At 65.6% G+C, this 13,789-nt stretch carries 14 protein-coding genes; 7 read left to right on the forward strand and 7 right to left on the reverse strand.

Translation table 11 applies throughout. From position 1 onward, the window contains the following. Nucleotides 1-11 precede the first annotated feature (11 nt). On the forward strand, nucleotides 12-905 hold the full coding sequence (locus DT343_RS02945; protein ID WP_112861685.1) for a hypothetical protein: 894 nt from the start codon (nucleotides 12-14) through the stop codon (nucleotides 903-905). A gap of 354 nt (nucleotides 906-1,259) precedes the next feature. Here the strand turns inward: DT343_RS02945 and DT343_RS02950 are convergent, their stop codons facing one another. From DT343_RS02950 to DT343_RS02960, 3 genes are read right to left on the reverse strand one after another with little or no spacing between them, the layout of a single operon-like run. Continuing rightward, on the reverse strand, nucleotides 1,260-2,012 hold the full coding sequence (locus DT343_RS02950) for a polysaccharide deacetylase family protein (RefSeq protein WP_112861686.1): 753 nt from the start codon (nucleotides 2,010-2,012) through the stop codon (nucleotides 1,260-1,262). Nucleotides 2,013-2,048: 36 nt separating this feature from the next. Further along, nucleotides 2,049-3,344 (reverse strand): nicotinate phosphoribosyltransferase, encoded by a 1,296-nt coding sequence (pncB, locus tag DT343_RS02955; RefSeq protein ID WP_112861687.1) that lies wholly within the window; start codon nucleotides 3,342-3,344, stop codon nucleotides 2,049-2,051. Between the two features lie 8 nt (nucleotides 3,345-3,352). Further along, the gene (locus DT343_RS02960) at nucleotides 3,353-4,621 is read right to left on the reverse strand and encodes a DNA polymerase IV (protein ID WP_112861688.1); all 1,269 of its coding nucleotides are present in this window, start codon (nucleotides 4,619-4,621) and stop codon (nucleotides 3,353-3,355) included. A gap of 106 nt (nucleotides 4,622-4,727) precedes the next feature. Here DT343_RS02960 and DT343_RS02965 point away from each other — a divergent pair, with 106 nt between their 5' ends. Together DT343_RS02965 and DT343_RS02970 are read left to right on the forward strand one after the other, a co-directional pair. Beyond that, nucleotides 4,728-5,093, forward strand: coding sequence for a response regulator (locus DT343_RS02965; RefSeq protein ID WP_164952723.1), 366 nt, complete (start codon nucleotides 4,728-4,730; stop codon nucleotides 5,091-5,093). Continuing rightward, nucleotides 5,090-6,451, forward strand: a complete 1,362-nt coding sequence (locus DT343_RS02970; protein ID WP_045810078.1) for a PleD family two-component system response regulator — start codon at nucleotides 5,090-5,092, stop codon at nucleotides 6,449-6,451. The genes DT343_RS02965 and DT343_RS02970 overlap by 4 nt, the downstream gene beginning before the upstream one ends. Before the next feature lie 75 nt (nucleotides 6,452-6,526). Here DT343_RS02970 and rpmG read toward each other — a convergent pair whose 3' ends face one another. Continuing rightward, nucleotides 6,527-6,694, reverse strand: coding sequence for a 50S ribosomal protein L33 (gene rpmG / locus DT343_RS02975; RefSeq protein ID WP_003164451.1), 168 nt, complete (start codon nucleotides 6,692-6,694; stop codon nucleotides 6,527-6,529). 126 nt (nucleotides 6,695-6,820) lie between these two features. Between rpmG and DT343_RS02980 the strand changes: the two genes are divergently transcribed. After that, nucleotides 6,821-7,387, forward strand: a complete 567-nt coding sequence (locus DT343_RS02980; protein ID WP_055754792.1) for a hypothetical protein — start codon at nucleotides 6,821-6,823, stop codon at nucleotides 7,385-7,387. Between the two features lie 2 nt (nucleotides 7,388-7,389). Here the strand turns inward: DT343_RS02980 and DT343_RS02985 are convergent, their stop codons facing one another. Genes DT343_RS02985 through rnr form a run of 3 tightly spaced genes read right to left on the reverse strand, consistent with a single transcriptional unit; the run spans nucleotide 7,390 to nucleotide 10,812 of the window. After that, nucleotides 7,390-7,803 carry a DUF5990 family protein gene (locus DT343_RS02985; RefSeq protein WP_112861689.1) on the reverse strand — a complete coding sequence of 138 codons (414 nt, stop codon included), beginning with the start codon at nucleotides 7,801-7,803 and terminating at the stop codon, nucleotides 7,390-7,392. Between the two features lies 1 nt (nucleotide 7,804). Further along, entirely contained in the window at nucleotides 7,805-8,506 is a 702-nt protein-coding gene (locus DT343_RS02990; RefSeq protein ID WP_112861690.1) for an NUDIX hydrolase, read from the reverse strand. Continuing rightward, complete coding sequence (rnr, locus tag DT343_RS02995; RefSeq protein ID WP_112861691.1) at nucleotides 8,503-10,812, reverse strand: ribonuclease R; 2,310 nt, start codon at nucleotides 10,810-10,812, stop codon at nucleotides 8,503-8,505. Before rnr ends, DT343_RS02990 begins: the two co-directional genes overlap by 4 nt. 118 nt (nucleotides 10,813-10,930) lie before the next feature. Between rnr and DT343_RS03000 the strand changes: the two genes are divergently transcribed. From DT343_RS03000 to DT343_RS03010, 3 genes are read left to right on the forward strand one after another with little or no spacing between them, the layout of a single operon-like run. After that, complete coding sequence (locus DT343_RS03000) at nucleotides 10,931-12,331, forward strand: pyridoxal-phosphate dependent enzyme (RefSeq protein WP_112862555.1); 1,401 nt, start codon at nucleotides 10,931-10,933, stop codon at nucleotides 12,329-12,331. Next, complete coding sequence (locus tag DT343_RS03005) at nucleotides 12,331-12,624, forward strand: hypothetical protein (RefSeq protein ID WP_112861692.1); 294 nt, start codon at nucleotides 12,331-12,333, stop codon at nucleotides 12,622-12,624. Before DT343_RS03000 ends, DT343_RS03005 begins: the two co-directional genes overlap by 1 nt. After that, entirely contained in the window at nucleotides 12,621-13,787 is a 1,167-nt protein-coding gene (locus tag DT343_RS03010; RefSeq protein WP_112861693.1) for a cystathionine gamma-synthase, read from the forward strand. The genes DT343_RS03005 and DT343_RS03010 overlap by 4 nt, the downstream gene beginning before the upstream one ends. The last annotated feature ends 2 nt before the right edge of the window (nucleotides 13,788-13,789 follow it).

Below are 13,789 nucleotides of genomic sequence, written 5' to 3' on the forward strand. Positions count from 1 at the left end.
ATGGTGCGATCATGGATATGCATCTGACCCCCGACGTCGCCGCCTTCCATGCCGTGCTGGTGCGATTGTCCGCTGAAGACCGCGCGCGCGTGGACGCTGCCGCAATCCCGGCCGCGCAAAAGGCCGCCGAGGCCGCGCCGCATTGGGACTTTGAAATGCCGGCCAAGGCGGTGGATGCGCTGTTGGGCGCCGATGCCTCCGACGATGTGCGTCGCGGCCTGGTCGCCGCCTGGGCGCTGCAACTGCCCGACCGGGCAGCGGCGATGAGCCTGCCGGCCGAGGTCATGGCCCTCTATCCCTACTGGATCGAACAACTGGCTGGGTTTCTGGACAAGGCCGAGGGCGACTACGTTTTCGACCACTGGTCCAAGGACGTGCGTTTCACCCTGGCGCTCAGCGTGCCGGGGGCCAAGAGCCAGGTCATAGACCTGTCGTCGCCGGTCGGGCCGGGCCAGATCGTCAAACACGTCCGAGACGGCTGGGGCGTCAAACCGCTGTTCAGATATCTGGCGGCGGGCGCCAAGCGCGAGCCCTGGCTGGAGGTCCACACCGAGAGCCGCTGGCTGCGCGGCTTCAACGAGGATGGCTGGAACGAGGCCTGGGCCACCGCGGCGGAGTTGTGCCGCGCGCGGCCGGAACTGGCCGGCATGATCGGCTCCAGCTGGTTCTATGATCCGCCCCTGACCGAGATCAGCCCCCGCCTGGCGCACCTGCGCCAGAACCCGCTGAAGGGCGGGGCCTTCATGGTCCACCAAGGACCGGGCGAGATCCACACCGAGCGGGCTGGCACAGCCTCTCCGTCGAGAAAGGCGCTGATCGACAGCGGGGAATACACCGCGAGGTCATGGCTGATGATCTGGCCCCGCAAGGAGCTGATCGCTTGGGCGGATACCCGGAAGGCGTAAAAAATCTAACTGTCAGTCAATATGAGCCCTTTCACCCCAAAAGACTTTATCCGCTATTGGTGGGTGATCGTCCCAGTTCTTAGCTGCGCCTTATTCAACTTTGCCGTCCGCCCAATACTAGCAATGCGTTTTAACGGCGTCGAAGTGATAGCGAGAGCTGGTACACGTCGACGAGACGTTCATTGGACATTCGACCCGATTGTCCGCGATGAGCATCCTCTTATGACCGGATTTCTCGGTATGTCGGATGGTCAAGTGGCGTTGATCACTCTGGCCGCTATCACTGTCTGCGGCTTTGTCGCTTACTTGTTCGGAACTGCACCACGCAATGCCTCGGACGAGTGAAGCTGCCGCTCAAATGGATTGTTGGAGGGTGGCCATCCCCCACGCCGCCGCGACCGGCTGGACCTCCAGATCGGCCGCCTTGGCCAGTCGGATCAACCGATCGATATCCTCCGGACGGCAACCATACGGCGTGGGCGCGTCGCTGACGTCGTGGCCATAGGCGATCAGCCAGCCTTTGGATGAAGCCGTCTCCGCCACCAGCGCCCCCAGGTCGTAGCCGGGCAGACGACGGCTCTCCAGGCCTATGGCCTGCAGCAGGTTGCGATCCGAACGCCCGGTGTTGATCCCGTCGCGGACGCCGCGCCCGCACAGGAAGCGTTTGTCGATCACGGCTTTCGATCCGAGGGCGCAATCGCCGAAGGGATAGGCGAAGGTCTGCATCTGATAGCCGTCCAGCCGCTCGGCCACCCAGGCCGCGTTGCGAGCAAGGCTGGCGTCCAGTTCGGCCGGCGACAGGGTCAGGGTCGAGACATGCTCATAGGTGTGGCATCCGACTTCGTGCCCGGCCTCATGGAGGGCTTGCAGATGCTCCACCTCAAACTGGGGCAGGTCCAGATTGCGACCGCCCGACAGGCCGCCGCAAACATAGTAGGTCGCCTTGATCCCGTGCTGAGCCAGGATCGGTCCGGCCTCGGTCCAGGCCGATGCCGGGATGTCGTCGAACGACAGGCTGAGGACGCCGCGTGCGGGCCGCACGTCGGCAGGACGGACATCGAGATAGCGGCCGGCGCGGCGACGCATCTTGTCGAGAAAGGCGCTCATGCCCGCCTTGTCGCACGATGGGCTTAAGGCCGGGTTTCAGACCGTGACGGGCTGGGCCGTGAGGCCGCGCACGCCGAACACACGGCGATAGCGCTCGATCTCGGCGGGATCGCCGACCGCTTTCGCGGGATTGTCCGACAGTTTGACGGCGGGGCGACCACCGGCCTCGATCACCTTGCAGACCAGGGAGATCGGCTCCAGTTCGGGCGCGAAAGCGGGCGAACAGTCGCGAAAATCATTGGTCAGATTGGTCCCCCAGCCGAAGCTGAGACGCGCGCGACCGTGGAAATGGGCGTGGGTCGCCTCGATCGCGTCGATGTCCATCCCGTCCGAGAAGATCAGCAGCTTCTCCTTTGGGTCTCGCCCATGCGCGCGCCACCAGTCGATCAGGCGCTCGCCGGCCGGAATGGGCGGGGCCGAGTCGGGACGGAACCCAGTCCAGTCCGCCACCCAATCAGGCGCCTGGTCCAGAAACGCCTCGGTGCCGAAGGCGTCAGGCAGGGCGATCAACAGATTGCCCGCATAATGCCTGCGCCATTCGTCCAGCACCGCATACGGCACCTGGGCCAGCGCGGCGTCGTCGGGCGCCAGGGCCGCCAGAACCATCGGCAGTTCGTGGCCATTGGTGCCGATGGCTTCCAGGTCGTTCTCCATGGCGTGCAGGACGTTGGACGTGCCGATGAAGGATTTGCCCAGCCCCTCCTTCAAGGCCTGAATGCACCAGCGTTGCCACAGGAAGCCGTGGCGCCGCCGCGTGCCGAAATCCGACAGAGCGAGGTCGGGCAGAGCGCGAAGCCGCTCGACCTTGGACCACAGCCGCGTCTTGGCGCGCGAATACAGGATGTCCAGCTCGAACCGGCCCAGCCGCCGCATCCCGACCCGGCAGCGCAACTCGTTCAGGATCGCCAGCGCTGGGATCTCCCACAGCGTCACCTCTGCCCAGGGCCCCGAGAAGGTCAGCACATACTGCCCGTCCTGAACCGACAGGTCGTAGTCCGGCAGGCGATAATCGGTCAGCCAGGCGATGAAGTTGGGCGAGAAGATCTGCTTCACGCCATAGAAGCTGTTGCCCGCCAGCCAGACCAGTTCCTTGTTGGTGAAGCGCAAGGTGCGGGCGTGATCCAGCTGCTCGCGCAAGGTGTCGATATCGATCTCGTCGGCCAGACGCACAGCCTTGGTGCGGTTGATGACCTGGAAGACGACGGGCACGTCGCGATGCTCGCGCCAGATCATCTGCAGCATCAGCAGTTTGTAGAAGTCCGTGTCCAGCAGGCTGCGGACGATCGGGTCCAGGCGAAAGCCATGGTCATAAGCGCGTTTGGCGAGATCCATGCCCTGTCCTACGGCTTCAGTGCGCGGCCCGCCACCACCGCATCCTTGCCGAACTTCTCGCGCAGCACATCAATGGCGCGCTCTGTCTTCAAGGCGCGCGTCTCAGGGGTCTGGAACAGGCCGGCGGGCGCGTCCTCGGCGTCCTGCACATCCGCCATGCCGATGCCGATCAGGCGATAGGGGCGGCCCAGCTCGGGTTTCAGCAGATCACGCCCCGCGGCGAACAAGGCGCGGGCCGTTTGCACCGGGTCGGGCAGGGTGATGCGTCGGGTCACGATCTTGAAGTCGGTGCGCCGCAGCTTCAGCACCAGCACCCGGCTGGCGACGCCGTCGCGGCGAGCCTTGGACGCCAGCTTCTCGCACAGGGGCCATAGCTCGGCCTCCAGCGCCTCGGCAGAAATCAGATCTTCGTTGAAGGTCGTTTCGGCGCTCATCCCCTTGCGATCTCGCTCGGGGTTGACGGCGCGGGCGTCGCGGGCATGGGCCAGATCGTGCAGCCGCAGACCGGATTCGCCGTAGCGTTTGACCAGGTCGCGCACGTCCGCCCGCGCCAGATCGCCGATGGTCGAATAGCCGTCGCTGCGCAACGCCTTGCCAAACACCGGCCCGACGCCGGGCAGGGCGGTGACGGGGCGCGGCGCCAACAGGGCCTGGGCATTGGCGGCCCCAACCACGGAGAAGCCGCGCGGCTTGTCCATCTCCGACGCCATCTTCGCCAGAAAGCGATTGGGCGCCAGGCCGATGGAAACGGTCAGGCCGGTCTCGTCCTCGATCTGTTTCTGAAAGCGGATCAGCTGCAACGCCGGCGGGCCGCCGTTCAGCCGTTCCGTGCCCGACAGATCGACCCAGGCTTCATCCAGCGACAACGGCTGGATCAAGGGCGTCAGCTGTCCCAACGCCCCCAGAATGCGCTGCGATTCGAAGACGTATTTGGTGAAGTCCGGTCGGATCACCACGGCCTCAGGACAGGCCTTCAACGCCTTGAACATCGGCATGGCTGAGCCGACGCCATATTGACGCGCGACATAACAGGCGGTGGAGACCACGCCGCGCTTTCCGCCCCCGACGATCACCGGCTTGTCACGCAACTCTGGCCGGTCGCGCTTCTCCACTGAGGCGTAGAAGGCGTCGCAGTCCATGTGGGCGATCGACAACTGGTCCAGTTCGGCGTCTGAGACCACGCGCCGCGATCCGCACGCCGGACAGCGGTTCTCGCGCGGCCCGGCGGGATCTTCGCCGGTCCACAGGCAGTCGCGACAGATGGCCTTGATGGCCACGCTTAAGGTCTCCGTAAGGTTGGCTTCACCCCAACTTAAGACTGGGCGCCTACGAATGCGACCAACGAGGCGTCCCGCGTTCGAGGGGCGCGCAGGTCAGGTGATGATGTCCAAGAAAGTCCTCATCGTCGAGGATAACGAGCTGAACATGAAGCTTTTTCATGATCTGCTCGATTCCCAGGGCTATGAGACCCTGCAGACCCGCGAGGGCCTGCAGGCGCTCGCCCTGGCGCGCGCCCATCATCCCGACCTGATCCTGATGGATATCCAGTTGCCCGAAATCTCAGGCCTGGAAGTCACCAAATGGCTGAAGGACGACGAGGAGCTAAACCACATCCCCGTCATCGCCGTCACCGCCTTCGCCATGAAGGGCGATGAGGAGCGGATCCGTCAGGGCGGCTGCGAGGCCTATATCTCCAAGCCGATCTCGGTCATGCATTTCCTCGAAACCATCCGGCAGCACCTCGGATGAGCGCCCGTATCCTCGTCGTCGACGATGTGGACGTGAACGTCCGCCTGCTCGAAGCCAAGCTGACCATCGAATATTACGATGTGCTGACCTGTAACGACGGCCTGTCAGCCCTGGCCATCGCCGCCGAACATCAGCCAGATCTGATCCTGCTCGACGTCATGATGCCCGGCATGGACGGGTTCGAGACGTGCCGACGGCTGAAGGCCCAGGCCGAGACGCGCCATATCCCCGTCGTGCTGGTCACGGCGCTGGACGGGCGCGAGGATCGGATCAAGGGGCTTGAGGCCGGCGCCGACGACTTCCTGACCAAGCCCATCGACGACGTCATCCTGTTCGCGCGCGTCAAGTCGCTGACGCGGCTGAAGCATGTCATGGACGAACTGCGCGAGCGCGAGGAAAGCGGCCGTCGCCTGGGCGTCGATTCGGACAATGCCGCGCGGCTGCGCAGCGAGGGCGGGCGGGTTCTGATCGTCGACGACGACCAGCGTCAGGCCGAGAAGATCGCCCAGGAACTGGGCGGCGAACATCGCGTCACCATCGAAACGGATCCCGAGGCGGCGCTGGTTGCGGCCAAGGGCGCGCTGGACCTGATCATCGTCAACGTCGCCGCCGCCAGCTTCGACGGTCTGCGGATCGTCGCCCAGGCCAAGTCGGGTGATGCGCGCCGCGCGCCGATTCTGGCCATCGTGGAGCCGACCGAACGGCCGCGCATGATCAAGGCGCTGGAACTGGGCGCCGCAGACATCCTGCCGCGCCCTGTCGATACCGAAGAACTGTCGGCGCGGGTTCGCACCCAGATCCGACGCAAACGCTACACCGACTTCCTGCGCCAGAAGCTGGACAGCAGTATGGAAATGGCCGTCACCGACGCCCTGACCGGTCTGCACAATCGGCGCTACATGACCGGCCAGTTGCAGGCGCTCGTGGGTCGCGCCGCCCAAGGCGGGGCCCAGGTGGCCGTGCTGGTTCTGGACATCGACCACTTCAAGTCGGTCAACGACAGCTTCGGCCATGACGCCGGGGACGAAGTTTTGGTCGAGTTCGCCGTGCGCCTGGCCACCAATGTCCGGGCCGTGGACCTGCCATGCCGCATGGGCGGGGAGGAGTTCGTGGTGGTCATGCCGGGCGCCAGTCTGGAAGACGCCGGCCGCGTCGCCGAACGGATTCGCCGCGACGTCGCCTCCGCGCCGTTCCGCGTCATGGGCGGCAAGGAGCAGATCACCATCACCATCTCGATCGGCGTGGCCGCCACGACCGGCGACGGCGACACGCCCGAAGGTTTGCTGAAACGCGCCGACGAAGGCGTCTATGAGGCCAAGGCCGCCGGCCGCAACCGGGTCATCGCCAAGGCGGCGTAACGAGGGCGTCCAGACAACGAAAAACGCCCGGCTGGAGACCAGCCGGGCGTTTTCAATTCTCAGCGGATCAAGGACTTACTTGATCTTGCCTTCCTTGAACTCGACGTGCTTGCGCACGACGGGGTCGTACTTCTTGACGACCATTTTCTCGGTCATGGTGCGGGCGTTCTTCTTGGTGACATAGAAGAAGCCGGTGTCGGCCGTGGAGTTCAGGCGGATCTTGATGGAAGCCGGTTTGGCCATCGGAATTACCTCTGCGACGGCGAAAGCCGCTTAAAATAAGAGGCGCGGAACATACTCAGGATCGACCCAAAGTCAACGGGCGCGATGCCACGTTGATGAGGCGGACCGCACATATAGTCTGACCGCATGAAAATCGCATCCCTGCTGGCCGCTGCGGCCCTGATGGCCTTGTCATGCGTCGGCGTTGCAACGGCCGATCCGGCTCAGTCCCAGGACGATTTCCTGGCGCGCTTGAACGCCCTGTGTGGCCAACGATTCGAAGGCCGTGTCGTCACCACCGACGCCGCCGACGCCAGGTTCGCCAGCGAGCGGCTGGTCATGCAGGTCCGCGACTGTTCGCCGGACGAGGTGCGTATTCCCTTCGCCGTGGGGTCGGATCGTTCGCGCACCTGGGTCGTGACCAAGACCGACACGGGCCTTCGGCTGAAGCACGATCACCGACATGCGGACGGCACGACCGACGTGCTGCATTGGTATGGCGGCGATACGGTTAACGCCGGCACGGCCGAGCGTCAGGAATTCCCGGTCGACGCCGAATCGATCGCCCTGTTCAACGAAAACGACGCGGCGGTCTCGACCACCAATACCTGGGCGATGGAGGTTCACCCCGACCGGATGTTCGCCTACGAACTGCGACGTCCCAACCGGCATTTCCGCGTGGAGTTCGACCTGACCAAGCCGATGGCCGACTAGGGTCAGACTGCGCGCCAGGCCTGGATCGGCCGCACGGTGGCGCAGGCGGGACCGCCGTCCTTGGCGCGGCCAGGCAGGACGACTTCAAGCATCTCGCCTTGGTGGGCCTGGGCCAGAAGATCGGCGGGAATGTCGTGGACGTCGATTTTGGCGCGTCTGCTCCATTCGCTGGCGTGCTGGCCTGCTGACGTGCCGATCGCGACATAGACGAACCGCCGCGTAGCGCCCTCGCGCCGCACGAAGGGGCCGGTCAGGCGGCCATCCTCGGACAAAGTGACGGGCGCGTCGAAGCTGATCGGGCCGTCTGCGGCGATGCGCGGCTCGACCGGCATGTTCGCCTTGTCCTGCAGGCTGTAGGCGACGCCCGCGACCGGATCGGCGATCGTCAGGCGCAGGGTGATCGTCGTTCCAGCCACGTCAGTCCCTGTGCTCGACCGTGTGCCGACCCCGCACCATCCGAACGAAGGGCAGGGGGCGGTTCGGGTGTTTCAGCCGCTCGGCCAACTCCCCCAGCACGAAACGGGTGATGGCCGGCAGATCCAGTGCGCGCGCCTCGTCCAACGGCAGCCAGGCGATCTCGTCCAGTTCACCCGACCCTGCGGTCGGCTCCGGGCTCAGCAGGGCCTCAGCCGGGGCCATGAAGAACCGGGCGTCGAACCGGCGGGTCCGGCCGGGAGGCGTAATGGCGCGCGCGATATAGGACAGGACCGACAGATCGGGCAGGGCGCCGGCCTGGCGATACTCGCGCCAAGGTCCGGCGACGGAGGCGCGGGGCGCCGGCCGCCCCAGAATCAGCCCTGTCTCCTCGAACGTCTCGCGCACCGCCGTCAGGGCCAGGGCGCGCGCACGGCGAGCGGGCAGTTCGCCTTCCAATCGCCGCGCAACCTCGCCGGACAACTCACCCGTCGCGGCGGCGGTGAAGTCGCTGCGGTCGATCCGCCCGCCCGGAAACACCCATTTCGACGCCATGAAGACATGTCCCGGCGCGCGACGCCCCATCAGCACCTCGGGCCGATCGCCGCCGCGCGTCAGGATCAGCGTCGCCGCATCCTTCGGTCGCTGAGCCCCGCCGACACGCGGCGCGTCGGCCAGATCCTGAGCGGCGTCGAAGGGGGTCACTTGCGCTTGCCCTTCCTCACACCCTTCAGGCCGCCGGAGGGTTTGGAGCCGTTGCGGGGCTTGGGGCCGCCGGGGCGGTTCTTGCCGCGCATCGGCGGGCCGTCGCCGCCGCGTCCGCGAATGCCATACCGGGGCGCGGGGGCGTTGGGATCGCGGGGTTCGGGCTCGCTGAGCATTTCGAACACCAAGCCACCCGTGACGGGGGTCGCCTCGCGCAGCTTGACCTCGACCATCCGGCCCAGGGTGAAGCGTTTGCCGGTGCGTTCGCCGACCAGGGCATGGGCGCGGTCGTCGTGGGTGAAGTATTCGCTGCCGAGCGTGGAGACGGGCACCAGGCCGTCCGCGCCCGTGTCCTCCAGACGAATGAACAGGCCGAACCGCGTCACGCCGGTGATCCGCCCGGCGAAGGTCGCGCCGACGTGGTCTTCCAGATAGGCGGCGATATAGCGGTCCATGGCATCGCGCTCGGCGGCCATCGACCGGCGCTCGGTCATGGTCACGCCCTCGGCGATGGCCGGCAGTTCGGCGATCTCGCGGTCGGTCAGTCCGTCCTTTCCCAGGTTCAGCGCCCGGATCAGGCCGCGGTGGACGATCAGGTCGGAGTAACGCCGGATCGGCGAGGTGAAGTGGGCGTAGCGATCCAGGTTCAGGCCGAAGTGGCCGATGTTCTCGGGGGAGTAGATCGCCTGCATCTGGCTGCGCAGGACCACCTCGTTGACGACATCGGCGTGTTCGGTGTCGCGGGTCTCGTCCAGCAGTTTGTTGAACCGCTTGGTCGTGCCGGGCTCGCCCTTGTTCCAAGGCTTGCCGATGGTCGACAGGAAGTCGGCCAAGTTGAAGATCTTCTCCTGACTGGGCGTATCGTGGACGCGGTAGATCAGCGGCGTCTTCTTCTGCTCCAGCGTTTCGGCGGCGCAGACGTTGGCCTGGATCATCATCTCTTCGATCAGCCGGTGCGCCTCCAGCGAGGCGCGCTTTTCGATGGAGGCGATACCGCCATCCGGGGCCATGCGGATGCGGCGTTCGGCCGATTCGATCTGCAGCGGACTGCGCTTCAGCCGGCCCTTCAGCATGGCGTGATAGGCGTTCCACAGCGGATAGAGGATCGCCTCCATGATCGGGCCGGTCGTGTCGTCAGTTTGCCCATCAATGGCGGCCTGCGCCTGCTCGTAGCTGAGCTTGGCGTGCGACCGCATCAGGCCGCGCACGAACCGGTGGCCGGTCTTTCGTCCGTCCTTGTCGAAGACCATCCGCACGGCGAGACAGGCGCGGTTCTCGCCCTCCTTCAGGCTGCACAGACCGTTCGACAGCACTTCCGGCAGCATCGGCTCGACGCGATCGGGGAAATAGGTCGAGTTGCCCTTGTCGCGCGCCTCGCGGTCCAGCTGGCTGCCGGGGCGGACGTAGGCGGCGACATCGGCGATGGCGACCCAGACGATCCAGCCGCCCTCATTCTTCGGATCCTCGTCGCGCGCCGCATAGACGGCGTCGTCGTGGTCGCGCGCATCGGCGGGGTCGATGGTGATGAAGGGGACCTCGCGCAGGTCCTCGCGCCCCTGCAGAGTCGGCAGGGCCTGATCCTCGGCCTCGCGTTCGACCGCTTCGGAGAAGCCGGTCGGGACGCCGTGGGCATGGATAGCGATCAGGGAGGCGGCGCGGGGATCATCCTCCTTGCCGATGTGCTCCAGGATCTTGCCGCGCTTGGGACCATAGCGCTGGTCGCCTTTCTCAATCGCGGCCAGAACCAGGTCGCCGTCACGCAGGTCGCCGGACTGGGCCTGGGGCACCAGCAGTACGTCCTTGGAGCGGCGATCGACCGGCTCGACGCGGGTTTCGCGCGCCGACTTGCGGATCACGCCCAGGACGCGATTGGTCCCCACGTCCAGCTTCTTGATCAGCCGGGCTTCCCACCCCTCCGCGCCGCGCTGGAACTTCACCAGCACGCGATCGCCCAGGCCAGGGGCGGCCTTGGACTTGTCGGGCATCAGAATGGCGCGCGGGGCGTCGGGAGTGGCCTCGACCAGGCGAACATACAGTTCGCCGTCGCCGTCGCGCTCGATCACATCGGCGACGCCGACGGGGGGCAGGGCGCCGGCTTCGGAAAAGCCTTTGCGACCGCGTTTGCCCAGTCGCCCTTCGGCTTCCAGTTCGCGGATCATTTCGCGCAAGGCCCTGCGGTCACCGCCTTTCAGCCCGAAATGGCGCGCGATGTCGGTCTTCTCGGCCGATCCGGCCTCGCGCAGGAAGGCGACGAGGGTGTCTTTGTCGGGGAGACCGGCGGGCGGCCTCTTGGATGATTTGGTCATTATGTCTTTCGTAGCGCGGAACCGCGCCCTTGAGTAAATCTTGAGGGGTCAAATCTTGCGTGAGTTGACCATGTGAAGGCGGGGCTTCAGCTTCCGCCCGCCCCGAATGGAGTTTTCGATGTCCCTGACCGCCCCCGCCCTGAGCGCGACCGTCTCGTCGCCGCTGGATCTGATCGGCAAGACGCCGATGGTGGAGGTGACGAAGATCGACACCGGCCCGTGCCGCCTGCTGTTGAAGCTGGAGTCCCAGAACCCCGGCGGTTCGATCAAGGACCGGATCGCCATCTCCATGCTGGACGCCGCCGAGCGCGAAGGCTTCCTGAAGGAAGGCGGCACCATCGTGGAGGCGACGGCGGGCAACACCGGCCTGGCGTTGACGCTGGTCGGTCGGGCCCGGGGGTATAAGGTGCTTCTGGTCATTCCGGACAAGATGTCCAAGGAAAAGATCCAGCATCTCAGGGCGATGGGCGCCGATGTTCGTCTGACGCGTTCGGACGTCCCGCATGGCCATCCGGAATATTACACAGACATGGCCGAGCGTCTGGCCCAGGGCATTCCCGGCGGCTTCTACGTCAATCAGTTCGCCAACGCCGCCAACGCCGAGGCCCATGTGAAGACGACGGGTCCGGAAATCTGGGAGCAGACGGGCGGCGATATCGACGCCTTCGTCGCCGGCATCGGCTCGGGCGGCACCATCACAGGCGTGGCGCAGTTTCTGAAGAGCGTTGGCTCGAAGGCCCAGATCATCCTGGCCGATCCGGTCGGCTCGACCCTGGCCGGCATCGTCAACGACGGCGTGCCGGGGCCGGAAGGCAGCTACACCGTCGAGGGAATCGGTCAGAACTTCGTGCCCGACACGGCGGACATGAGCTTGATCGACAAGGCCTATTCGATCCCCGACGCCGAGGCGATCGCCACCGCGCGCGAACTGCTGCTGAAGGAAGGCATACTGGCCGGATCGTCGTCGGGCACCCTGATCGCCTCGGCCCTGCGCTGGTGCCGCGAGCAGACGGAAGCCAAGACCTGCGTCACCTTCGTCTGCGACACCGGGGCCAAGTATCTGTCGAAGGTCTACAACGACGCCTGGCTGGCGGATCAAGGTCTGGGCGAGCGCGAGCTGCATGGCGACCTGTCGGACCTGATCAACCGCAAATACGAGAAGGGCGACGTGGTCGTCGCGGGGCCGGGCGACACCCTGGACACCGCCTTCAAGCGGATGAAGGGCGCCGACGTGTCCCAACTGCCGATCATCGACGACGGCCGTCTGGTCGGCATCCTGGACGAGAGCGACCTGATCCGCATCATGAACACCGACGAGATCACGCGGAAGGAGCGGTTCGCCAAGCCGGTGGCCTCGGCCATGACCCGCGATCTGGACACGCTTCAGGTCAAGGAGCCGCTGGACGCCCTGATCCCCGTCTTCGACCGCGACCGCGTGGCCATCGTGCTGGACGGCGAGAAGTTCGTCGGCCTGATCACCCGCACCGACCTGATCAACCACCTCAGCCTGAACCGCTGATGCTGAACCTGATGGGCCATGAGTTCGCGGACGATCAGGCGGCCATCGTTTGCACGCATGTGACCGATGGTCAGCCGGTGGTTGAAGTGGCTCATGACCTTGACCGGGTGGTGCAGGTGCTCTGCGCCCGGTTCGATCATGGGGCGCAAGATGCTCTGGTCGTGCATTTGCACCATTTAATGCCCGTGCTTGAGGCGCTCGGCTTACCCACTATAGACCCCGGCCATTTGGCTCAACTTTCGGAGGGAGGATGGATCGTCGAGGCGATGCCACCCGAAGAGGAAGACGCATGAATTTCGACAAGAAGAACAGCCAGGGTTTCTCGACCCGTGCCATCCATGCCGGACAGCATCCCGACCCCACGACGGGCGCGGTGATGACGCCGATCTATGCCACCTCGACCTACGCCCAGGAAAGCCCGGGCGTGAACAAGGGTTATGAGTATGCGCGGGGCAAGAACCCGACGCGCGAGGCGTTCGAGGCCTGTATCGCGGACCTCGAGGGCGGTACTCACGGGTTCGGATTCGGCTCGGGAATGGCTGCGACCTCGACGGCGCTGGAGCTGCTGGATGCGGGCGATCACATCGTCACCGGCGACGACTTGTACGGCGGCTCATGGCGACTGTTCGAGCGGGTGCGCAGGCGAACCATGGGGCTGGACTTCGCCTATGTGGACCTGAGCGACATCGCGGCGGTCGAGGCGGCGATCACGCCCAAGACCAAGATGCTGTGGGTCGAGACGCCCACCAATCCCCTGATGAAGCTGGCCGATATCGCCGCCCTGTCGAAGGTGGCCAAGGCGCACGGGCTGCTGCTGGTCGTGGACAACACCTTCGCCACCCCGTTCTGCCAGCAGCCGCTGAGCCTGGGGGCGGACGTGGTGATGCACTCGGCGACCAAATACCTGAACGGCCATTCGGACATTATCGGCGGGGTGCTGGTGACGGCCGACGCCGAGTTGGCGACGCGGATCAAGTTCCTGCAGAACTCGGTCGGCGGGATCATGGGGCCGTTCGACGCCTTCCTGGCCAACCGGGGCTTGAAGACCCTGGCGCTGCGGATGAAGGCGCATTGCGAGAACGCGCTGACCATCGCACGCTGGCTGGAGACGCGCGCGGGGATCGCCAAGGTGATCTATCCGGGCCTGATCGCTCACCCTCAGCATGAGCTGGCCGCGCGCCAGATGCACGGCGGGTTCGGCGGGATGGTGACGGTGATCCTGGAGGGCGACCTGGAGCGCACCAAGCGCGTGCTGGAGCGGTTTCAGGTCTTCACCCTGGCGGAATCGCTAGGCGGGGTCGAAAGCCTGGTAAACCACCCGGCCATCATGACCCACGCCAGCGTGCCCAAAGAGGTTCGCGAGGCGGGCGGCGTGACCGACAACCTGATCCGGCTGTCGGTCGGGGTCGAGAACGTAGAGGACCTGATCGCAGATCTGGATCAGGCCCTGGGCTGATC

Source organism: Brevundimonas vesicularis (assembly GCF_900445985.1).
Classification (GTDB): domain Bacteria; phylum Pseudomonadota; class Alphaproteobacteria; order Caulobacterales; family Caulobacteraceae; genus Brevundimonas; species Brevundimonas vesicularis_D.